The sequence below is a fragment of the Rhizobium sp. Leaf384 genome (assembly GCF_001424065.1).
GTDB lineage: Bacteria > Pseudomonadota > Alphaproteobacteria > Rhizobiales > Rhizobiaceae > Ferranicluibacter.
Genome location: NZ_LMQE01000009.1, coordinates 162,638 through 183,791, shown reverse-complemented (window position 1 = coordinate 183,791; position 21,154 = coordinate 162,638). Strand labels below are relative to the sequence as shown.

At 62.8% G+C, this 21,154-nt stretch carries 15 protein-coding genes; 7 read left to right on the top strand and 8 right to left on the bottom strand.

From position 1 onward, the window contains the following. Positions 1–38: 38 nt before the first annotated feature. Positions 39–719 (bottom strand): TetR/AcrR family transcriptional regulator, encoded by a 681-nt coding sequence (locus tag ASG25_RS20195; protein WP_062478547.1) that lies wholly within the window; start codon positions 717–719, stop codon positions 39–41. Between the two features lie 371 nt (positions 720–1,090). Here ASG25_RS20195 and ASG25_RS20190 point away from each other — a divergent pair, with 371 nt between their 5' ends. From ASG25_RS20190 to ASG25_RS20170, 5 genes are all read left to right on the top strand, one after another. Then, complete coding sequence (locus ASG25_RS20190) at positions 1,091–2,284, top strand: ABC transporter ATP-binding protein (RefSeq protein ID WP_062478544.1); 1,194 nt, start codon at positions 1,091–1,093, stop codon at positions 2,282–2,284. Next, a complete protein-coding gene (locus ASG25_RS20185) occupies positions 2,268–3,188 on the top strand; it encodes a sugar ABC transporter permease (protein ID WP_062478542.1) in 921 nt (306 codons plus the stop codon). Before ASG25_RS20190 ends, ASG25_RS20185 begins: the two co-directional genes overlap by 17 nt. After that, positions 3,188–4,015 (top strand): carbohydrate ABC transporter permease, encoded by an 828-nt coding sequence (locus tag ASG25_RS20180; RefSeq protein ID WP_062478539.1) that lies wholly within the window; start codon positions 3,188–3,190, stop codon positions 4,013–4,015. Before ASG25_RS20185 ends, ASG25_RS20180 begins: the two co-directional genes overlap by 1 nt. 68 nt (positions 4,016–4,083) lie before the next feature. Further along, the gene (locus ASG25_RS20175; RefSeq protein WP_244479457.1) at positions 4,084–5,355 is read left to right on the top strand and encodes an ABC transporter substrate-binding protein; all 1,272 of its coding nucleotides are present in this window, start codon (positions 4,084–4,086) and stop codon (positions 5,353–5,355) included. A 162-nt stretch (positions 5,356–5,517) separates the two neighbouring features. Next, the gene (locus tag ASG25_RS20170) at positions 5,518–7,284 is read left to right on the top strand and encodes an SLC13 family permease (RefSeq protein ID WP_062478533.1); all 1,767 of its coding nucleotides are present in this window, start codon (positions 5,518–5,520) and stop codon (positions 7,282–7,284) included. Positions 7,285–7,466: 182 nt separating this feature from the next. Here the strand turns inward: ASG25_RS20170 and ASG25_RS20165 are convergent, their stop codons facing one another. Beyond that, complete coding sequence (locus ASG25_RS20165) at positions 7,467–10,784, bottom strand: DEAD/DEAH box helicase (protein ID WP_156379881.1); 3,318 nt, start codon at positions 10,782–10,784, stop codon at positions 7,467–7,469. A 259-nt stretch (positions 10,785–11,043) separates the two neighbouring features. Beyond that, positions 11,044–12,996, bottom strand: a complete 1,953-nt coding sequence (locus tag ASG25_RS20160) for a GGDEF and EAL domain-containing protein (protein WP_162242211.1) — start codon at positions 12,994–12,996, stop codon at positions 11,044–11,046. Positions 12,997–13,321: 325 nt separating this feature from the next. Here ASG25_RS20160 and ASG25_RS20155 point away from each other — a divergent pair, with 325 nt between their 5' ends. Together ASG25_RS20155 and ASG25_RS20150 are read left to right on the top strand one after the other, a co-directional pair. Next, positions 13,322–14,362: a class I SAM-dependent methyltransferase gene (locus tag ASG25_RS20155; RefSeq protein ID WP_062478521.1), complete on the top strand. Its 1,041-nt coding sequence runs from the start codon at positions 13,322–13,324 to the stop codon at positions 14,360–14,362. A 134-nt stretch (positions 14,363–14,496) separates the two neighbouring features. After that, on the top strand, positions 14,497–14,766 hold the full coding sequence (locus ASG25_RS20150; protein ID WP_062478518.1) for a hypothetical protein: 270 nt from the start codon (positions 14,497–14,499) through the stop codon (positions 14,764–14,766). A gap of 22 nt (positions 14,767–14,788) precedes the next feature. On the opposite strand, the gene ugpC is transcribed toward ASG25_RS20150, so the two are convergent. From ugpC to ASG25_RS20125, 5 genes are all read right to left on the bottom strand, one after another. After that, complete coding sequence (gene ugpC, locus ASG25_RS20145) at positions 14,789–15,952, bottom strand: sn-glycerol-3-phosphate ABC transporter ATP-binding protein UgpC (RefSeq protein ID WP_082480409.1); 1,164 nt, start codon at positions 15,950–15,952, stop codon at positions 14,789–14,791. After that, complete coding sequence (locus ASG25_RS20140; protein ID WP_062478515.1) at positions 15,949–17,910, bottom strand: beta-L-arabinofuranosidase domain-containing protein; 1,962 nt, start codon at positions 17,908–17,910, stop codon at positions 15,949–15,951. The genes ugpC and ASG25_RS20140 overlap by 4 nt, the downstream gene beginning before the upstream one ends. A 22-nt stretch (positions 17,911–17,932) precedes the next feature. Further along, positions 17,933–18,826 (bottom strand): carbohydrate ABC transporter permease, encoded by an 894-nt coding sequence (locus ASG25_RS20135; RefSeq protein ID WP_062478897.1) that lies wholly within the window; start codon positions 18,824–18,826, stop codon positions 17,933–17,935. A 35-nt stretch (positions 18,827–18,861) separates the two neighbouring features. Beyond that, on the bottom strand, positions 18,862–19,779 hold the full coding sequence (locus tag ASG25_RS20130; protein ID WP_062478512.1) for a sugar ABC transporter permease: 918 nt from the start codon (positions 19,777–19,779) through the stop codon (positions 18,862–18,864). 119 nt (positions 19,780–19,898) lie between these two features. Further along, complete coding sequence (locus ASG25_RS20125; RefSeq protein WP_062478894.1) at positions 19,899–21,137, bottom strand: sugar ABC transporter substrate-binding protein; 1,239 nt, start codon at positions 21,135–21,137, stop codon at positions 19,899–19,901. Positions 21,138–21,154 lie beyond the last annotated feature (17 nt).

Genomic DNA, 21,154 nt, shown 5'->3' with positions numbered 1-21,154 from the left:
CGATCGCACGCAGCCGTTATGCGTGCATTCGCGCCTTGTCAGGCCGCAGACGGCGCAGGGGGCGCGACGAGGGCCAGGATCGTTTCGACATTGAACGACAGGCGCTTTTCCAGCGCCGCGCGTGTCATCATGCGTTGGCCGTAGACCAGCGAACTCGTCGCCTGGTTCGTGAAGTAATAGTAGCAGATCGAGGTGATGGTCAGGCTCAACTGCACCGGATCGATACCCGCCCGGAAGATGCCCTCGAGCTCACCGCGACGCAGAATATCATCGACAAGCGGCTGGGACGTCGCAGCCCCGTCCCGCAGGATCCGGGACTTTCGGAAATAGGCTGCTTTCAGCTGATTTTCGGAGTTGAGGATCGTGATGAATTCCGGATGCTCCAGATAATAGGTCCACACGAAGGTGATCAGCGCGATCAACGCCTCTCGTGGAGGAAGCGCATCGAGGTGCAGGGCGGCTTCGGCATCCCAGACGTCCCGGTAGACCTTCTCCAGAACGGCCTGATAGAGCATCTCCTTGCTGCCGAAATACTGATAGATCATCCGCTTGTTGATCTCGGCCCGGTCGGCGATGGCGTCGATGCGTGCGCCCGCCAACCCGTTCGCGGCAAATTCCGCCGTGGCGGCCTCGAGGATGCGCGTCTGGGAAAGATCGGGCCTTCGCGGGTGTCGTCGTCGAGGCTGCTCAGCCGCTTCCTCAGGCTTTTCTTCCGTCAAGGCGTTCTCTCGTCGATGATTGTGCGTCCCCGAGATCCCGCACAGGACATGAGGACGTCACCCGTGTCGAGCCCGTCGCATGGGTGAGATAGAGCGGTTTTCCACCCTCGAGTCAACGGCTTGCCGCAGAAGGTAAGTAACCGCTTCGTTATTTGCAGGTGCTATCACCCTGCAGGAACTACGAATTTTTCCTATCCAAAACGCCGCTGTCATCCGGGCGTCAACAAACGGCCCTAGAGAATGCCATGCTGGCAATGCCTGCAGATCACCGTGCGGTCGCGCTTGGCCGATCCGGACGTGTCTGCGGCACCCGATGCAGACGGAACGGCCACGTCCTCCGCAAGGAGGCTTCCAGACAGAGCAAAATGCATATGGCAGGTCATTCCATCGACATCCGAGATCTCGAAAAGCGGTTCGACCGCACCCAGGTCCTCAAGCGCATCAACCTTCACATTCGTGAAGGAGAGTTTCTGACGCTGCTAGGGCCTTCCGGGTGCGGAAAGTCGACGCTGTTGCGGCTCCTGGCCGGTTTCGAACCCTGCACTGCTGGCCGCATCCTGATGGACGGTCGCGATATCCTGCCCCTGCCCCCGAAAGCCCGCGACATTGCGATGGTCTTTCAGTCCTACGCGCTCTATCCGCACATGACGGTCCGCGGCAATCTGGCGGTGCCGCTGGAGATGTCGCGCCTCACGTTCCTGCAACGACTGCCGGGCGCGGCGCTGTTATCGCCAAGGGTGCGCTGCATCCGCAAGGGCATTGCCGGACGTGTCGCCGACCTGGCCGAACCGCTCGGCCTGACGGCGCTTCTCGACCGAAAGCCGGCGCAACTGTCCGGCGGCCAAAGGCAGCGTGTCGCTGTTGGCCGGGCCATGGCCCGTCATCCATCCGTCTTTCTGATGGACGAGCCCCTGTCCAATCTCGATGCGAAATTGCGTCAGGACTTGCGTGCCGAAATCATCGACCTGCATCGCCGCACCGGGATAACCTTCGTCTACGTCACACATGACCAAAGCGAAGCGCTGGCAATGTCGGACCGGGTTGCCGTCATGGAGGACGGTGAAATCCGGCAGTGTGCGACACCGCACGAGATCTACGACCGACCGGATCATCTGTCCGTCGCCCGCTTTGTCGGCGCGACTGCGATCAATGAAATGCCGGCAACGGTCAGGCTGGGCGCCGTGTCGGTCAATGGCGTTCCGCTGCAGCTGAACGTGGCAGGTCTTCCGGACGGGGAATACCGGCTTGCCGTTCGGCCGGAGCGCCTGCACGTGGTCGATGACGGAAGGCATGACTTTTCGCTGCCTGTAGACCAGATCGAATTCACCGGAAACGAAGTCGGCATCCGGTGTAACGGTGCGCAGATCGGCGCCGGAACCATCCGCGTCCAGCTTCGGCCGGAGAATTTTGCGCGGTTGCGGCAGGGACGAGCGGCGGGCGAGAGGATCCCGCTCGGGATCGCCGAGGGTGCGGCCCTTTTCTTCGATGCCTCCGGGCGGCGAGTCAGCGCACTGCCTCTCCCGTCGCGGCGGGTGCAGGAGGTCCGTCGTGAACACGCGGTCTGATACACGGGCTGGCAACGATGCGCTGCGCAGCGCCGCCGTGAGCTATGCGACGCTTGCGCGGGTGTTTTCGGCACCGGCGTTCCTCCTTCTCGTCGCCACCGTGGTTGCGCCGGTTTTCGTCGTCGTGCTGATCAGCTTCACGGATTACCGTCTCGGACGCCTGACCCTGAACGTCGTCGGTCTGGGGAACTATACCCGGCTACTTTCCGATCCGTTCTTCTGGGGCGCGCTTCGCAACTGCGCCATCTACACCGCGATTGTCGTGCCCATCTCGGTCTTCGGCGCCCTCTACCTTGCCGTGCTGCTCGACGCCCGGCGGCAATCCCGGCGTTTCTACGAGATCGTCTTCTTCCTGCCCGTCACCTCCACGTTGACAGCCATGTCGATCGTCTGGAGCTATCTCCTCAATGGTCATATCGGACCCCTGGCCCACCTCTTGGCGGGCCTTGGCCTGCCGCCGGTCGATTTCTTCGCGGACGGCACGCTGGCGCTGATCGGGCTTTCGATCATCGGCGTCTGGCATTTGATCGGCTTCAACCTGATCCTCTTCCTCGCGGGCCTCACCGTCATATCCAGCGAGTTGAAAGAGGCGTCCGCCCTGGACGGAATGGACGGTTTCTGGGACCGGCTTCGCTATCTCACCTGGCCTCTTCTGGCGCCGACGACGATCGTGATCTTCGTGCTGAGCTGCATCCAGGCGTTCCAGGTGTTCGATACCGTTGCCGTGCTCACGAATGGCGGCCCCTACGGCGCGACAGAGATGCTTCTGCACAAGATCAACACCGACACCTTTACTGCGCTCAAGGCCGGCTACGGCAGTGCGCTCACCGTTGTCTATCTGGTGCTCATCGGCACCTTCTCTCTGCTGCAGGTTTGGCTCGGCAATCGAAAGGCGCATTTCTGATGGCGCGTTTCTCCGTTCGCCCGATCCTCGCGCATGCCGTTCTGGCCAGCGTCGCCTTCGTGATGATCTATCCCTTCGTCTGGATGTGGCGGGCGTCCACCCAGGCGCCCGGCGAGATTTTCGGCAGACTGAACGAAACGCCGCCGCTCCTCGCCTCGATTGCCGACAACTATGCCCGCGCGCTCTTGGACAGCCCCCTTCCCCGCTTCATGCTGAACGGCGCGATCATGACCGGCGGTATCCTGCTGGTGCAGATCGTGACGACGGTGACCTGCGCCTACGCCCTTGCCAAATTCGAGTTCCGCGGCCGGCGCCTGATCTTTGCCATCGTCCTCCTCAGCCTGTCCGTGCCGGCGCAAGCAACGGCATTGCCCATCTTCATCGTGCTCGCCAGGTTCGACATGCTCGACACCTATGCGGGCGTCATGCTGCCCTACCTCACCTCCGGCTTCGCCATTTTCCTGTTTCACCAGTTCATCCGGTCCTTTCCCGACGAGATCATTCTGGCGGCGCGGCTCGATGGCATGAGCGAGGTCGAAATCGTCATCCGTATCCTTCTCCCAGCCATGATGCCGGCCCTCGCCGCATTCGCGATCTTCTCGATCACCTTCCACTGGAACGATCTCTATTGGCCGATGATCGTGATCCGATCCGTCGATCTGGCGCCGCCGACCCTTGGCCTCCTGTTTTTCCGCGGCCAGGAGGGAGGTGACAGTTTCGGCCCCTTGATGGCCTGCGCAACCCTGGTCACCGCTCCCCTGATCCTGATCTTTCTCGCCGCACAGCGGCGGTTCGTACAGGGCGTAACGATGACCGGCGTCAAGTAATGCGGCTTTGTCCGGCAGGCGCCAGACAGGGACGACCGTCAACCCCTACTCATCCAAAGGAACCACCGATGACAGTGAAAGCCATCCTCACAGCCGCGGCCCTGGCTCTAGGCGTTACCGCGCCGGCCCTTGCCGCGGACTCCGTCACGCTGGACTTCTATCACAGCCAGTTGCCCTTCCTGCCGTCCCTCATCGAGGGGTTCAGGAAAGCGCATCCCGACATCGTCATCCATGATCTGGCGCCGGTGGCCAGCTACAGCGCAGGCGACCAGACCGTCATCCGCGGCATGATGACCGGCACGGCGCCCGACGTCTATCTAGCGTCCTACGCGTCGCTCGCGTCGATCGCCGACGTGATGAAGGATCGCGGCAATGCGCAATCGCTCGATCCGCTGTTTGCGAAAGAGGGCAAGGCCTGGACCGCCGCCAACTATCCTCCGGCCATTCTTGATCTCGCAAAGGTCGGCGGCGAGCAATATGCCATGCCGTTTACGGCGTCGCTGCCACTGCTCTACGTCAACAAGGAACTGGTGGAAAAGGCTGGCGGCACGATCGACCATTTCCCGAGCACCTGGGACGGCGTCATCGATCTTGCGGCGAAGATCAGCAAGTTTGGCGATGGCGTCCAGGGCATCGGCTTTTCGGTCGGCGGACTGAGCGATGACTGGTACTGGCAGATGATGGTGATGAGCGCCGGCGACAGGATGCTCAACGACGAGAGCACCGGTATCGGCTATGACAACAAGGCCGGACTGGAAGCGCTCCGCGTCACGCAGGACATCGCGGTCAAGACCGGCATGTCGGTCTATGCCGATCCGAAGCCTGCCCAGCAGCAGTTCTTCGCCGGAAAGATCGGCATCGTGGTGGAATCCCCTTCGGATCTGGTCGCCTACGAGACGGCGATCGGCGACCGCTTCACCATGCGCACCGTCCGCTTCCCGCTGATCGACGCTGAGAAAGGCGGGCTGCCGGCCGGCGGCAACGCGTTGATGGTGCTGGCGAACGATCCTGCCAAGCGCGCTGCGGCTTGGGAATTCATCAAATACATGACCAGCGTCGCGGTGCAGGCCGACGTTTCCAAAGCGAGCGGCTACATGCCGGTCAACGTGCAGAGCGCCAGTGCGCTGCAGGGCTTCTACGCAGACCATCCGAACTTCCAAACGGTGTTCGCCTCGACGCCTGCCGCACGACCCTGGTTTGCCTATCCCAACAACACGGCCGATGGCGTCTGGAAGGGGGTCGCGCCCATCCTCGACCAATTGCAGCGCGGCAAGCTGACGGCCGACGCAGCCCTGCCGATGATCCGCGACCACGTCGCCGGCGTGATGGCATCGCAGTAACTTCGGCGTCCATGATCGACCCTTAAAAACGACCGGCGGGCGCGCGCTCGCCGGTCAGCCAGCCTGCCGGTTCACGTCCTCCCCGGCGCTTTTGGAATAAACTTTGGCCGCATGCATCATATCGCCCCGCAGAACGTTAGCTGACATCACCGGGGTGCCAACATGCAGACAAATCAATGGCTTTCTCTTCTCGTCATCATCCTGATGATGGGCGCGTTTCTATGGGGTCGTTACCGCTACGATCTGGTCGCCGTCGGTGCCCTGCTGGTCGCGATCGTCGTCGGCATCGTTCCGCCGAAATCCGCCTTCACGGGATTTGCCGACGATATCGTCATCATCGTTGCCAGCGCGCTCATCGTCAGCGCCGCCATTTCCCGGTCCGGGGTCATGGACATGGCATTGCGCCGGTTCTCCCCCGAACGGCGCGGCCCACGGGCGCAGCTCATCATGCTCGTCGTTATCGTCGCGGTTCTCTCGGCCTTCATCAAGAACATCGGCGCCCTCGCCATCATGATACCGGTGGCCGTTCAGATGGCGCGCGCCTCCAGCGTTTCGCCCTCCATGTTCCTCATGCCGATGTCCTTCGCCTCGCTGCTCGGCGGGTTGATGACGCAGATCGGCACGTCGCCGAACATCATCGTGTCCCGCGTGCGCGAGGAGATTACCGGGCAGCCTTTCACGATGTTCGACTACACCCCCGTCGGCTTGTCCTTGGCGGTCGCCGGAACCGTGTTCCTGGCCGTGTCCTACAAGCTGCTTCCGGAGCGTCGCCGCGAGGAAGCCACGATGGACGAGGCGCTGAAGATCAGCAATTACACGACGGAAGCCAGGGCCGTTTCCCCCTCCTCCGCGATCGGCATGTCGGTCAGCCGGCTTCAGAAACCCGCCGGCGGCGATGCGATGATCACCGCAATCATCAACACCGCCGGGCAAAAGAGAACCCCCCTGCCAGACTCGGTCGTGCGCGAGGGCGACCTCCTGATCATCGAGGGAGAGCAGAGCGCGCTCGATCGCATCGTCAGCGAGGCGAAGCTGCAACTCTCCGATCGCAAGACCGTCGAAGACACGCAGACCGAGGTCAGCGCCGTCGAGGCCATCGTCGGTGAGCACTCGCGGCTGATCGGCCTGAGCGCAAAGGATCTGTCCCTGTTCGAGAGTACGGGGCTGAACCTGCTTGCCGTCAGCCGCCGGGACAAGAGGATCACGGAACGCCTCGGTGAGATCAAGATCCGCAACGGCGATGTCATCGTTCTCCAGGGCGACCTGCAGAAACTGCCGGACCTTCTCCGGGAATGGGGCTGCCTGCCGCTCGTGCAGCGCAACATGCGCCTCGGCAGCGTGCGCAACGGCCTGATCCCCGTTCTCATTCTGGCAGCGACGATGGCGGCGACGGCGTTCGGCGGTGTTCCTGTGGCCACGGCCTTCTTCGCTGCGGCCTTCCTCATGGTGGCGACACGGTCCCTGCCTCTGCGCGATGTTTATACGCATCTGGATGCGCCGATCCTGATCATGCTCGCCGCGCTCATTCCGATCAGCGACGCGTTGAAGACCACGGGGACAACGGATGTGATCGCGGACGTCCTGTCCCGGACCGCCGAACTGCTACCGCCTTACGGCGCACTCGCGCTGATCCTTGTCGCAGCCATGGCCGTCACGCCGTTTCTGAACAATGCAGCGACCGTTCTCGTGATGGCACCCATCGCGGCGACCTTCGCCAGTAAGCTCGGCTTCCAGCCGGACGCCTTCCTGATGGCCGTGGCGATCGGTGCGGGCTGCGATTTTCTCACCCCGATCGGCCATCAGTGCAACACGCTGGTGATGGGCCCGGGTGGATATCGGTTCGGCGACTATGCCCGGCTTGGCCTTCCCCTGTCGATCATCGTCGTCCTCGTCAGCGTGCCCATGCTTCTCCTGTTCTGGCCGATCTGACCAGAGACTGCGGACAATCCAGCGATCGCCTGCCGGGAGGCGGTCGCACGCGTTTGGCGTGATAGAAGCTATGATCTGGAGCTGGGCCCGACCAACTGGCGAGGCTGCTGCCATGTCTACCGACACCCTATCGGTAGAACCCGCCGCCCGGACTGTTACGGACCGGGCGGTCGGACGGTGCGTCAGGCCGTCTTCGCCTTGCCGGCACGCTTGGAGGATCGCACGGCGACGACCTTGGCAAGGAGGGTCTCGCAGATCTTCAGCCGCTCCAGAGCGGTTTCCGTCGGGCATTCGAAGATCAGTCTGTCCTCGCGCAAAGATGGCGTCTGCCGCTTGGACAACGCGGCAACGAGCTTCTTTGACGGCGGCTTTCCAAACGCAAGCGCAATGGCGCGGGGGCCGGCATCGATCCTGGTGATGCCGAGACGACCCGCCCTGCGCTTCAGCCGAGCAAGCCGCAGGAGAAGCGTGACCTCTGCGGGCACGTCGCCAAAGCGATCCTCATACTCGTCCGCAAGATCGTCGATTTCCGCGATCGTCGCGGCACGAGCGAGTTTGGCGTGCAGGTTGAGACGAACAGTCGCGTCCGAAACAGAGGTCTCGGGGATCGAGCCGGATAGTCCGAGGTTGAGAGCGAGATCGCGATGTCCCCTCGCCTTGCTGCCCCCGACGGCCCAAGCCAGAAGCATCTGGTAGAGGCTCACACCGATCGCGCGCATGTGCCCCGCCTGGTCCTCACCGGCAATATCGCCGCCACCGCGCTGATCGAGATCCCCGAAGCTGATCGCCAGACCCGAGCCGAGCCGGTCGTTTTCAACCAGGGTGGCGAGACGTCGCCGGGTTTCCTCGGTCACCTCTTGGTCCGGGGCCGTCAGGAGATAGGCGGCGCCCTGGATCTTGCCGCGCCCGACCCGGCCGCGCAGCTGGTGCAACTGGGCGAGCCCGAACCGGTCTGCCCGCCAGACGAAGATCGTGTTGGCATTGGGCACGTCCAGCCCGCTTTCGATGATGTTTGTGGACAACAGGACGTCCCCGTCGCCTTCGGCGAACGCCACCATGATCTCGTCCATCTCGGCCGCCGGACGTTTGCCATGGGCAACGCGAAGGCTGAGCTCGGGCACGATATCCGCCAGCATTTCCTGCAGACCCTCGAGATCTTCGATCTGCGGTGCCACGACGAAGCTCTGTCCGCCACGTCGGTGCTCACGCATCAGGGCGACGCGCATCGTCGCGCGATCGGCGGGCGCAAGAACGGTTCTTACCGGACGCCGCCGCATGGGCGGTGTCGTCAGCAGGCTCACCTCCTGAAGGCCGACCAGCGCTGCCTGCAGGGTTCGGGGGATCGGCGTTGCCGACATCGTCAGTGTATGGAGCTGCGGCGCGAGCGTCTTCAGCGCCTGCTTGTCGCGCGTTCCGAAGCGATGCTCCTCGTCGACGATCAGCAGACCGAGGCGCGCGAAGGCGACGTCGCTGGCCAGCACCGCATGGGTCGCAACGACGATGTCGATTTCCCCAGCCGCCAGCCCGGCCTTCGCCGCCTTTGCCTCCTTGGCGTCGACAACGCGCGAGAGCATGGCAACCTTCAGGCCCGATCCGGCGAAACGCCGCTGGAATGCACCGAAGTGCTGACGGGCGAGCACCGTGGTCGGTGCAACCAGGACCACCTGATGGCCCGAAAGAGCCGCTGCGGCGGCGGCACGAAGGGCAATTTCAGTCTTGCCAAAGCCGACATCGCCGCAGATCAGCCGGTTCATTACCGATCCCGACGCCAAATCGGCCAGAACGGCATCGACCGCGGCCGCCTGGTCACCGGTGAGCGAATACGGGAAGGCGGCGCACAGCTTTCCATAGGCTCCGGGCGGGGGCACGAGTATGGCCCCGACCTTTGCCCGATGATCGCGCGCAAGGGTCTTCAACTGTTTCGCGGCCGTGCGCACATCCCTTGCGATCGCGGCCCGCTTCCTGGCCCAGGCGTCCGTGTGCAGCCGGTCGAGCTTGACCACTTCCGGCGTCGAACCGTAGCGCCAGAGCTTTCCGAACTCTTCCATCGGGACGAGAAGCGAAGCGCCGTTGTGATAGGCGAGCCGTGCCGCATCGCGCTGCTCGCCGTCGATCTCCACCGTTTCCAGGCTTTCGAGGATGCCGATGCCGTGATCTTCATGCACGACGACATCGCCGAGCGTGAGGTCCGGCTCTTCCAGCCCGCGCGTCGTCATGGAGTCTGCGGTTTGACCGAGGATGTCAGCGGCGGCGATGACGATACGTTTCGCCGCCGCGTCGAGAAACCCCTGGTCGAGCGCGGTTTCCAGCTTCAAGACAGCACCCGGCTTGGTCGCGACAACGTCGCGCCAAGACGCGATCCCGCCGAGATCCGAACCGAGCGCACGCTCGACGCGCCGACAAAATCCGTCGAAGCGTTTTCCCGTGCCCGCGAGGACGATCGTGTGGGAAGAGCGCATGTCGGTGAGAAAGGTGAGAACGGACCGCCGCGGATTGGGCTCAGACAGAAAGGCGGGCAGGACGTCGTCGGCCGCAAAGGGCAGATCGCTTGACGGCTGCGCCCGGAGAAGGTCGACCCATTCCACCGCGTCCAGATAGAGGGAAGCCTCGGACGCGCGCCGCTGGCCGCGCAGATCCTCCTCTGCCTGCCGTGCATCGCGGATGATCTCGAGATAGGTTTCAAGGCGGGCATCGAGATCGGGTGCAAGGATCACCGGCACGCCGTCCAGCAGATCAAACACAGTCTGCAGCTCGCCATAGAGCTGGAACAGCCCGCGCTCCGTCACGGAAAAGGACGAGGTGCCCTCGATCCCCGTCGTCTTGCCGGACGGGATCGCCTCGCTCGCCGGGCCGAAGACCATGCTTTCCCGCGTCACGACGGTGCGCTGGGTCAGCGGATCGTAGGTTCGCAGCTCGGCAATGCCGTCCTCGCCATCAAGGTGGATCCGCATCGGGAGCGACTGCCCGGCTGGAAAGATGTCAATGACGTCGGCCCGAAAGGCCACTTCGCCGGGCTCATCGACGAGGCTGTCCTCGACATAGCCGGTCGTCTCGACAAAATTGCGGAAAGCGTCCAGCGGGAACCGCGCCACGGTCGTCAGTTCGAAGAAGCTGGATTTCACGACGCTCAGCGGCGGGATCTTCTGGAGCGCGGCATCAAGAGACGTGACGAAAAGTGCGGGCCGGGAGAACTGGCACCAGACCCGCATCGCGTCCATCCGCCTCCCCATGCACTGGCGCGATGGGGAGATGCGATCGTAGGGAAGGCAGTCCCATGGCGGCAGGAAGACAACATCGAAATCCGGATCAAGGCTCCGGACGGCCTCGACGATACTGGAAGCCGCCGTTTCGCTTCGGGCGATATAAGCAAGCGGCCCCTGCAGGGCCTCAATCTGCTCCATCAGCTTGACCGCGATCAGGGATGCCGGGGGCTTTGGCAAGAGGCGCGAGATATCGGGTGAAACGGGAATGGCGGTTTCTGTGTAATCCGTGACGCGCAACACCTACTCCTTGGCCCGCGACCGGGCCTCAACACGATGTGTTCCGATCCGCGGAAAGCACATTTCTCAGACAGAACAATCAGCCGGAGGGTGGTTGGTTCCGATGGGAAATGGCCGGCGGATGACTTGTGCGGAGAGGCGGCATGTCCCGGCCTTGGGAGCGCGTTGGAGCGCTGTCGAACGCGCTCTGAGATGTTGTGCACCCCATTTTGGCGACGGACATGGAAACAGAACCACCGGTCGCGCCGGACCGCGCGACCTAGCCCGAAACGACGGCCAGCTTGCGCGCCGGCCTGATCGGACGCAGGCTCGTGGCCGGTGCCGGGCGGCCGACATAATAGCCCTGCATGAGGTCGATCTTCAGCCGGTGCATAAGATCAAAGTGCTCTTCGGTCTCGACCCCCTCGACAAGGATCGTTGCCCCGCGATTGCGCGCAAGCCGCAGGATGTCATCGAGCATGGCGCAGCCACGCCGGGTATCGCAATCGTGCAGGAAAGACTTGTCGATCTTGATGCAGTCGAAGTCGATCAGACGCAGCCAGGACAGACCGGCAAACCCGGTGCCGAAATCGTCGAGCCAGATCTTGATGCCGAGGGCGCGCAGGTCGCTGATGCAGCGCAGGAGGCTGGAATGGATCTCCATATCCTGCCCTTCGGTGATCTCGAATGCCAGGCGATCCCCGGTGATCCCGAACTCGTCCAGCGTCTTCGCCACGAAGGCGACGAATCCAGGTGTCTTCAACTGGAGCGGTGACACGTTGACGCTCGCGACAGGCGCAAGATTGGTTACGAGCAATTCCTCGCACACGCGCCGCAGGGCCCACTGGCCCAGGCCGACGATTGCACCCGAACGCTCCGCTGCGGGGATGAACAGGGAGGGCGAGATGAAGGCTCCGTCTGACATTTTCAGACGCATCAGGGCTTCATAGCCGCAGGTCTTGCCCGTCGTCACGTCCTGCAACGGCTGGTAGACCATCGAGACCAGGCCCTGCGGTGCGGCGATCTTCAGCAAGGCGGCAATGTTTTCGCCATCGTCCCGGTTGTTCGGATCGTTGATGTGGAAAAGCTTGACGCAATTGCGCCCGGACGCCTTGGCGCTGTAGAGCGCGCGGTCTGCCTGGTGGATGACCTTTTCGACTTTCGACAATGTCCGATCCGCAGTGAACGCGGCGCCGACACTGACGGTCACCTTCGACGTCCCGTCACGTCGCTGCTCGTGCAGGAGCCCGAGGTCCTCTACCGCGCGGCGCAGGGCTTCGCAGAGGTCGGCCGTCTCCTGCTCGGACGCGACATGTGCAAGCAGAATGAACTCTTCGCCCCCGAACCGGCCGACCGACGCCTTATGTTGCTCGGCCAGTCCGCGTAGCGCCTCCGCCACCATCACGAGACATTTGTCGCCCTCGAGATGACCGTAATAGTCGTTGTATCGCTTAAAGAAATCGACATCGACCAGGATGATGGCAAAGGTCCGGCCGACGTGCTGCCATTCGCGCCAGATGTCCCGTAACCGATTGTCGATCGCACGGCGGTTGGCCAGTCCGGTCAGCGGGTCGGTGTGCGACAGCCGAAGCAGCGCTTCCCCGCGCTCGGCGGCCTGACGATGTTGCGCCTTGGCTTCCAGCGCGTTCAGAAAAACGTTGTAGCGCTCCTGGTTCAGCTTCCAGTTCACATACGACGTGAAGATGAAACAGGAGATGCAGAACAGGCCGAAGGTGAACTTGTAGCTGTAGCCGACATGCGGGAACCAGACGAGACCGGACAGGAAGATCATCACGATGATCCCCGAAGCGACCACGGAGATGCGGAACGGGAAGTTGAAGAACAGGTTCACGCTCATCATGAAGATGGCGCCGAAAACCATGTAATAGGACATGACGACCGAATGCTCGCTCATCATGCTCGGGACGAGCCAACCGACATAGGCGAAGATCAGGGCGATGGCCGCCGTGCTGTCGATCGCATCCGCCGAGGATGGCCTGCGCACCTGGAATTCCAGCGCACACAGCATGATGAACGAGATCGTGAAGCGGGCGGTGACCGAATAGAACGCAACGTCGCCAATCAGCAGAATGTCGCTGATGGAAAAGACGAGATAGACGAAGACGGCGGCCCAGAGGCCCCGACGGGTCGACTGCTTGTGCGCGCTTTCGGCATGCCGTCGGTATAGATCGCGGAGAACAACCTTCGGCTGTCTCAACGGATCTTTCGACATGCCGAACTCGATGGTGTCGGTCGACCTGTGCATCATGCACCCTCCACCGTTTCCTTGCCTTGCCCGATGTCGTCATCGGTCATCCCGAAGGCTGACCCTTTAAGACGACTCCGGGCATGTCGTTCCAGCGTTTTATCAGACTTACCGACACTCCAGAAAACATTCGTGAAAATAGCTTAACGCTTCATTTCCGCCGCACCCGTCCCCGTCCGGTAAAGATACGCTTCGGCCGTTAACCATCTTTGCCGAAGATCGATGCATTTCCAGACAATTTGAGTCATCTCTTACGCGTTTTGTTAACTTTCTACTAACCAAAGGACGTAGTGTGAAAAAACCCATCGACGCGTTTGACGGACAGAGCCTGATCACGCCTCTTGCTGCCAACAGGCAGGTTTTTCCATCGGGAGCCGCCGTCAGCGACCGCCTGCTCCGCATCGCCCGGGACGAGATGACCCTTATCCTGCAGGTCGCCGCCCAGCAGATCCAGATGGATCGCAGCCCTGCCCAGATCATCGCGCGCCTGATCCGCTCGCTTCACGAGAGCCGCGAAAAGTATCTTGCCGTCTGGCCGCAGCTCATTGCCATGGTCCAGGACCACCCGGTGGCGGCCTATTTCCACAATGATCCGTTCACGCGCTGGTCCTTCGAGAAGCCGCGTGGCTATTCCGGCGATGCGAGCTTGATCGATTTCATCTACGGCCATCCGGATATCGCGACCGATGTCGAAGCCGCCTCGCCGCTGGGGCGTACGCTGTATGACTACACGCGCAATGCGCCGTCGGCCGTCGCGGTGCGGGAGCGTCGCGATCTCCTAACCCGCACCGTCGATGAAACGGCGGCAAGCCGCGGACCGGAGACGGAGGTGCTGGCGGTGGCGGCCGGGCATTTGCGCGAAGCGGAAGCGTCCGTCGCCATGCGAGAGCGCCGCCTCAAGCGCTGGGTCGCGCTCGACCAGGACCCCTTGAGTGTCGGGCGCACCATGCGCAATTTTCAGGGAACGCCGGTCGATGCGATGGACGGCTCCGTTCGCGGGCTTCTGAAGAACGACTATAGCCTCGGCCAGTTCGATCTGATCTATGCAGCGGGCCTCTACGACTATCTCGCCGACAAGGTGGCGGTGAAGCTGACGCAGACGTGCCTCTCGATGCTGAAACCGGGCGGCACGTTCCTGTTTGCCAACTTCTCGACGGAAGTCCCCGACGACGGCTACATGGAAACAATGATGAACTGGACGCTGCTGCTGCGCTCGCAGTCGGAGATGTGGTCGATCATCGACGCGTCCCTTGATGGGAAGCGTGCCGAGAAGCGCGTGTTTTTCGGCGCGAACCGCAACATCATCTACGGCACGATCCATATGCCGCACTAAGCGCTTTCGACACAGCCTCGTCATTCGGCCGCATCTGCGGCCGAAACTTTGGGCTTTCGGAACCTGGAACAGCACGCCTGGCTGAAACTCTTTGCGATCTGCATACGTCACCCTCCCTTCGCCCTGGAGGTTCAATGCATATTACGAGAGCGCAGTGGCTCAACCTCGCGTCGGAGCCACATTCCCTCCGGCGCATCTACAGTCTGTGCCTGCTGGTCCATGGCGGCGACGTCTTCAGCGCCAAGGAACGGCACCTCGCCGGCCGACTGCTGCACAAGCTCGAGGGCATCGTACATCTGCCGGTGACGGCGAACGAGGAGGCCCAAGCCATTGCAGGTGAGTTCTCCCACCTCGAAACCCAGGTCGTCAAACGGCTGGAACGTTTTCAGCCGCCGCGCCGGTAAGCGTACCGATCCATCCTTGCGATCACGCTTCGTCGGCGCGTAACCGCATTCCGGCCGGGTCGAACAGACGGATCCAGTCCGGCGCCCACGAGAGGATGATGCGGTCGCCGGGCTTGACCGGCACGGGCGACCGATATTCGACCGTGATAGCCTGGCCATCCGAGAGCTGGCAGTAGAGGTACTGCGTTCCGCCCAGATACTCGGAGAAATCGACGACCACCTCCAGAGAGCGGCCCTCGATCTTTTCATGGCCGACGCTCAGATGCTCGGGGCGGATGCCGAATGTCACCTCGGTCCCGGAAGCCCGCGCCGCCGCGGCAAACGGCGCGACGAGCGTTGCGTCGGCGAGCCCCAGGTTCCGTCCCTCCTGCCTGGCCTTCAGGAGGTTCATCCGCGGCGAGCCGATGAAGCCGGCGACAAAGCTGTTGGAGGGGTTCTCATAGATCTCGCGCGGGCTCCCGACCTGCTCGATCCGGCCTTCGCGCAGCACCACGATCACGTCGGCCAGCGTCATCGCTTCCGTCTGATCGTGCGTCACATAGATCATCGTGTTGCCAAGCTCGCGGTGGAGCCTCGCGATCTCGATGCGCATGGAGACGCGAAGCTCCGCGTCGAGGTTGGAGAGCGGCTCATCGAACAGGAAGACATCCGGTTTGCGAACGATCGCCCGGCCAATGGCAACGCGCTGACGCTGGCCGCCCGAAAGCTGTCCGGGGCGGCGGTCGAGAAGATGGTCGGTCTTCAGGATGGCCGACGCCGCTGCAACGCGGCGCTCGATTTCCTCCTTCGGCGTGCTTGCCATCTTCAGGCCGAAGGCGAGGTTGTCGCGAACGCTCATATGCGGATAGAGCGCGTAGGACTGGAAAACCATCGCAATACCCCGGTCCGACGGATCGAGATCCGTCACGTCGCGGTCCTTGATCGCGATGATGCCATCCGTGACCTCCTCGAGCCCGGCAATCATGCGCAGCAGCGTGGATTTGCCGCAGCCGGAAGGACCGACGAAGACGGTGAACGCGCCCTCCGGAATCGTCAGGTCGATCCCGTGGATGATGTCGAGACTGCCGAAGGACTTTCTCACCCCCGACAGACGGACGCCGCCTGTCGCGGCGCCCTCCCTGCCCTCCGGGCCGCCCGTCGGTCGCGCCGAAACAACCGGCGAGCGGGTGTCCTGAGCAACGCTCATTTCGCCTCTCCCGCGCCGTCGCGCATCCATACCAGCATTTCGCCGGGCTCCCGGTTGTCCCAGAGATGGTAGGGCACGAACCGCGCCGTCACCTTTCGTGCTTCCGGCGGCGCCTCGCGATAGAGCGTTTCGCCCCAGTCGTCCTCGTCGCGTTCGGCGGCAAGCTCGAGAGCTATGGCATGTTCCAGACCGGGCATCGTCCGTTCGCTGGCCGATGCGGGCTCGCCGGTGATCTTCAACCGTTGCAAGCCGTTTCCATTGTCCGTCTCCTCGGTGCAGTAGACAAGCGGCCCGCGAACGAGCGCAACGCGACCGGCATCCTGGCGGATCAGCGGGTTGGCCCGCAACAACCGCGGCGCGAGCGGCAGGTCGAGCGCAATCTCGTCCTTGTCGGACCATTCCCGCTCGATCCGGGCATAGCCGTCGACCATCGCCTGATCGAGATCGACGGGCGTGCCGTTAACCGAAAGCATGGCGCCCTTGCACCAGGCCGGAATACGCAGCGAGAGCGCGAAGCGGGACGGGGCGGCAACACCCACTTCGAACCGGATGGCTCCGTTCCAGGGATAGCGGGTTTCCTGCGAAAGCGTGACCCCGGCGCCGCCGGTCTCGAACTGCGCCTTGCCCTCGCCATAGAGGTGCACGGCGATCTCGTCATCCGAGACGCCATACATATAGGAGCCGATCGACGCGAGCAGCCGCGCGATGTTGGGCGGGCAGCACGGGCAGGGATGCCATGTCCAACGATGATGCTTGCCGGCACTCTCGAGCGGATTGTCGTAGAAAAAGCGCGTTCCATCCAGGGACAGCCCCACCATCGCGCCGTTGTACAGCGCCTGTTCCATGATGTCGGCATACCGGCGGTCAGGTCCCCGGCCCAGCATCCGCGCGGCCCAGAACACGATGCCGACGGAAGCGCAGGTTTCGTTGTAGGCGCTCTCGTTCGGCATGTCGTAGGGGTCGGTAAATCCTTCGTTCGCTGCAGACGGGCCGATGCCGCCAGTCACATACATCTGTCGGGTAACAAGGTCGCTCCACAGCGTTTCCAGCGCCTGGGTCAGGCTGTCATCGCTATACTCCGTCGCGATATCCGCCATGCCGGAATAGAGGTACATGGCACGCACGGCATGTCCGACCACGCGGGTCTGCTCGCGCACCGGCTGGTGCGACTGGTTGTACTCGAAGCTGTGGAAGACGAACTTCTTTGCCTCGCGGCCGTCGCGTTTGGCTTCTTCGATGAAGAAGTGCGGTTCCGTGCCCCGCTCGTCGATGAAGTATTTGGAAAGGTCGAGGTATTTCTGCTCGCCTGTCACGCGCGCCAGACGGACAAGCGCCAGTTCGATTTCCTCATGACCGTCATAGCCGGGGATCTGGTCCTCGCCATGACCGAAGACGGTGATCATGTAGTCCGCGAAACGCGCCATGACGTCGAGCAGCTTGCGCTTTCCGGTCGCCTGGTAATAGGCGACGGCGCCTTCGATCAGATGGCCGGCGCAATAGAGCTCGTGGAAATCCCGCAGGTTCGTCCAGCGACGACCGGGCTGCACGCGCTGGAACCAGGCGTTCACATATCCGTCGTCATCCTGAAGCTTCTCGTAGAGGTCGGCGATCGCATCGACGCGGGCCTCAAGTTCCGGGTTGGGCGAGCGAAACAGGGAATAGGCAACCGTCTCGATCGACTTGCCGAGGTCGCTGTCCCAGAACATCTGGGTCGAACCATCCCATGGCTGGATCGGAAGAACGACGCCGGGGCTCGGGAGGCTGACATCGATGGCTTTCAGCATGCCCGCCTCCACGCAGCGGTCGAGCAGCGTCTTGGCCGTCGTCGCGCAGATGGCATCCTGGCGCTCTCCGAACAGGCCGCCGAGCGTCACGCTCGGGACGGGCAACGGCCGGAACTTGCGATCCCTGCGACGTGCGTTGCCGGCCTGAGTGTCAGTGTGAATGTTGCTGTCCATAGCTTTTGCTTTCGTAAGAGGCTCATTTCACGGCGCCGGCCATGAGGCCGCGCATGTAGTAGCGTTGGAGGAGAAGGAAGATGATCAGGCACGGGATGGTCATGACCACAACGCCGGCCTGGACCGCGCCCCAGTTGATGGCGCCGAGCCGGCCCGCACGCACCGCCATCATGAGGACGGGCATCGTGTAGTTGTCATTGCTGGAGAGAAGCACCAACGCGGCGAGGAACTCGTTCCAGGCATTGAGGAAGGCGAAGATGGCGACGGTTGCGGCCCCCGGCAGGACGAGCGGCAACAGCACCCGGACGAGCAGTTTCAGATCTCGTGCCCCATCGATCCGCGCGGCTTCCTCGATTTCCTTCGGCACGGCGTCGAACGCGTTGCGCATCATGAACACCGAGAAGGGCAGCTGGAGCGTGACGTAGACCAGCACCAGTCCGAAGAGCGAATTGTTGAGCCCGAGCTTGGCAAGGATGATGAACAGCGGGGTCAGGATCGACTGGAACGGGATCATCAGCGTTGCGATGATCAGCACGAACAGCGTGTTCTTGAAGGGAAAGCGGTAGCGCGAGAAGCCGTAGCCGGCGAGCAGGCTGATGGCGACGGTCAGGATCACGGTCGCAAGCGATACGACCAGCGAATTGAGCGTGTGCTGCCAGACGCCCGCACCGAACGTATCGAGCGAGCGGTAGGAGTCCAGGCTGAACGCCGTTGTCGGCCAGGGCGGCAGCGGCGGAGTCATGCTTTCCGGACCGCTGCGGAACGAGGCGAGGAACGCGATCGCGAAGGGCGCAAGAAAGAAGAGCGCGATGGCAGCACCTGCCACGTGGTAGGCGACCGCGCCGTTGCGTCTTCGGCGCGCGCGGGCCGCCTTCGCGGCTTCATTCGCGGCATCGGTTGGCCGGGTGTCCGTCATGGTCGGGTCCAGGGTGAAAGCACTTTGCGTCATGGTCATGCCTTGTCGTCTCCGACCTTCAGCAGCCAGAGCTGCACGATGCTGATGGCAACGAGAATGGCGAGCAGCACGATCGAGAGCGACGCGCCGTAGCCGAGGTTGAAGGACACGAAGGACTGGTTGAAGATGTAGTAGACGACCGAGATCATCCGGTTCTGCGGCCCGCCCGCCGTCATGATGTAGAACTGGTCGAAGGCGAGGATCGAACCCGTCACCGAGATGATCAGCGCCAAGGCGATCGTCCGACGCATCAGGGGCAGCGTGAGATAGCGAAATCGCTGCCACCGCTTCGCGCCATCGATGCGCGCCGCCTCAACGATGTCGGACGGGATCGCCTGCAGTCCGGTCAGGAGGATGATCATGGTGAAGCCGGCGATCTTCCAGACAACCATGACGATGATGGTCAGAAAGGCGGCGTCGAAGCTCGCAAGCAGGTTGGGGCTGCGCTCGACAAGCCCGAGTTCTTTCAGGAGCGGTCCGATGAAGCCGCTGTCCACATTGGCAAGCCACACCCAGAGGAGAGACGCGGTGGCAAGTCCGACGACAACGGGCAGGAAGATGACGGTGCGATAGGCGCCGACGAAACGCCGTTGCTTTTCGACAAAGAGCGCCAGGGGAAAGGCGACGGCGAAGATCGCGATGGTCGCAACGACGGTATAGAGCCCGGTGAAGCGAAGCGCGGACAGAAACCGCGCATCATGGATCATGCGGACGTAATTGCTGATGCCGATCCAGCGCTGGGCACCCATCAGGGGCCAGGCATGCAGGCTCATCCAGGCGGTGACAATGACCGGGACGACGAAGAACAGGATGACCAGCGCCATTGCCGGCGCGATATAGAGCAGGCCACGCCAGGCCGACGATCGTGACCTCGGGCGCCCGGGCTGGCGCGACAGGGTGGCGACAACAGTCATGTGCAGACCTCGCAATTCGCGGACCGGCCGACAACGGATCGTTGACGGGCGCAGTCATGGAAGAGAACGGGCGGAGGGAGCGCATCTCCCCCTCCGCCCGCAGGCGTCCAGGGGGAGGATCACTGGCCGCTGTCGATGATCGACTGCATTTCGGACTGTGCCGAAGAGAACGCGCCCTCGATGTCGTCGCTGAAGATTGCAGCGTTCAGGAAGGTCGCCCAGGGTCCGTTCGCGCTGTTGATCAGGTCGTTGAACTGCAGGGTATAGGGCGTCTTGGCGACAGCGATCGCCTTCATGCCCACTTCCATGCGCGGATCAAGCCCCTTCAGCACCTGATCGGCGATGTCGCCGCGGGTCGGAAGGCTGCCATACTTGGCCATGATCTTCTGGCCTTCTTCGGAATAGATGTACTGGATGAAGGCCTTGACCGGCTCGAGCTTGGTCGTCCCCTTGGTCACCACCACATTGTCACCGCCGGCAAAGGACGACGGCGAGCCGTTGACGCCGGGAATGAGCGTGACACCGAAGTCGATCGTGGGATGTTCGGTCACGAGCGTCCCGATGGCGAAGGCGCCGAGGCTCTGCTGGCCGATCTTGCCATTGGTGAACGACAGGAAGTTCGTGCCGTTGTCGCTGGCCGCACCGGCCGGCACGAGGTCCTTCTTGACCATGTTCCGGTAGATATCCACCGCCTTGCGCATCTCCGGCGTATCGAGCGTCGCCGTCTTGCCGTCGGCAGACAGGATATCGGCGCCGGCGCCCCAGACGAGCGGCGTAAACGTGAAGATCATGCAGCCGCCGCACCCGCCGCCCGAGAAATAGAAGCCGTAGGTGTCATCGCCCAGCGCCCGGATCTTCTCGGCATTCGCGGTAATCTCGTCCCAGTTCGCCGGGGCCTTTTCCGGATCAAGGCCAGCCTTGCGGTAGAGGTCCTTGTTCCAGGCGAAGACGGACGTCTCGACCGACAGAGGAAGCCCGTAGATCTTGTCGTCATAGGTGCCCAGACGCACATGCGAGGGCGAGAGCGCGTTGAAATAGGGCAGACTTTTCGCCCAGTCGGTCAGATCCTCCAGCTGCCCTGCGGCGGCAAAGGCCGGTGTGTAGATCAGGTCCATCGACAGCGCGTCGGGAGCCTGCCCGCCGGCGATCGAGGTCGCATATTTCTGGACGAGCTCCGAGAACGGCACTTCGGTCAATTCGACCTTGTCTTCATGGCCGGCATTGTAGGCGGCAACGACGTTCTTGAAGGCGTCGCCGACGCCGGTGCGCACCCACATGTTGATGGTCTCGGCCGCGGCCAAGCTCGGGGTTAGGGACAGCGCGAGCAGGCTCGTCGCAGCAAGAAGCTGTTTCATCATGGTCATTCCTCCCTTAT

Coding starts and splice junctions, on each gene's coding strand:
- ASG25_RS20180 (WP_062478539.1), top strand. CDS start 3,188: ATGGCGCGTTTCTCCGTTCGCCCGATCCTCGCGCATGCCGTTCTGGCC.
- ASG25_RS20170 (WP_062478533.1), top strand. CDS start 5,518: ATGCAGACAAATCAATGGCTTTCTCTTCTCGTCATCATCCTGATGATG.
- ASG25_RS20190 (WP_062478544.1), top strand. CDS start 1,091: ATGGCAGGTCATTCCATCGACATCCGAGATCTCGAAAAGCGGTTCGAC.
- ASG25_RS20125 (WP_062478894.1), bottom strand. CDS start 21,137: ATGATGAAACAGCTTCTTGCTGCGACGAGCCTGCTCGCGCTGTCCCTA.
- ASG25_RS20175 (WP_244479457.1), top strand. CDS start 4,084: ATGACAGTGAAAGCCATCCTCACAGCCGCGGCCCTGGCTCTAGGCGTT.
- ugpC (WP_082480409.1), bottom strand. CDS start 15,952: ATGAGCGTTGCTCAGGACACCCGCTCGCCGGTTGTTTCGGCGCGACCG.
- ASG25_RS20135 (WP_062478897.1), bottom strand. CDS start 18,826: ATGACGGACACCCGGCCAACCGATGCCGCGAATGAAGCCGCGAAGGCG.
- ASG25_RS20150 (WP_062478518.1), top strand. CDS start 14,497: ATGCATATTACGAGAGCGCAGTGGCTCAACCTCGCGTCGGAGCCACAT.
- ASG25_RS20160 (WP_162242211.1), bottom strand. CDS start 12,996: ATGTCGAAAGATCCGTTGAGACAGCCGAAGGTTGTTCTCCGCGATCTA.
- ASG25_RS20140 (WP_062478515.1), bottom strand. CDS start 17,910: ATGGACAGCAACATTCACACTGACACTCAGGCCGGCAACGCACGTCGC.
- ASG25_RS20130 (WP_062478512.1), bottom strand. CDS start 19,779: ATGACTGTTGTCGCCACCCTGTCGCGCCAGCCCGGGCGCCCGAGGTCA.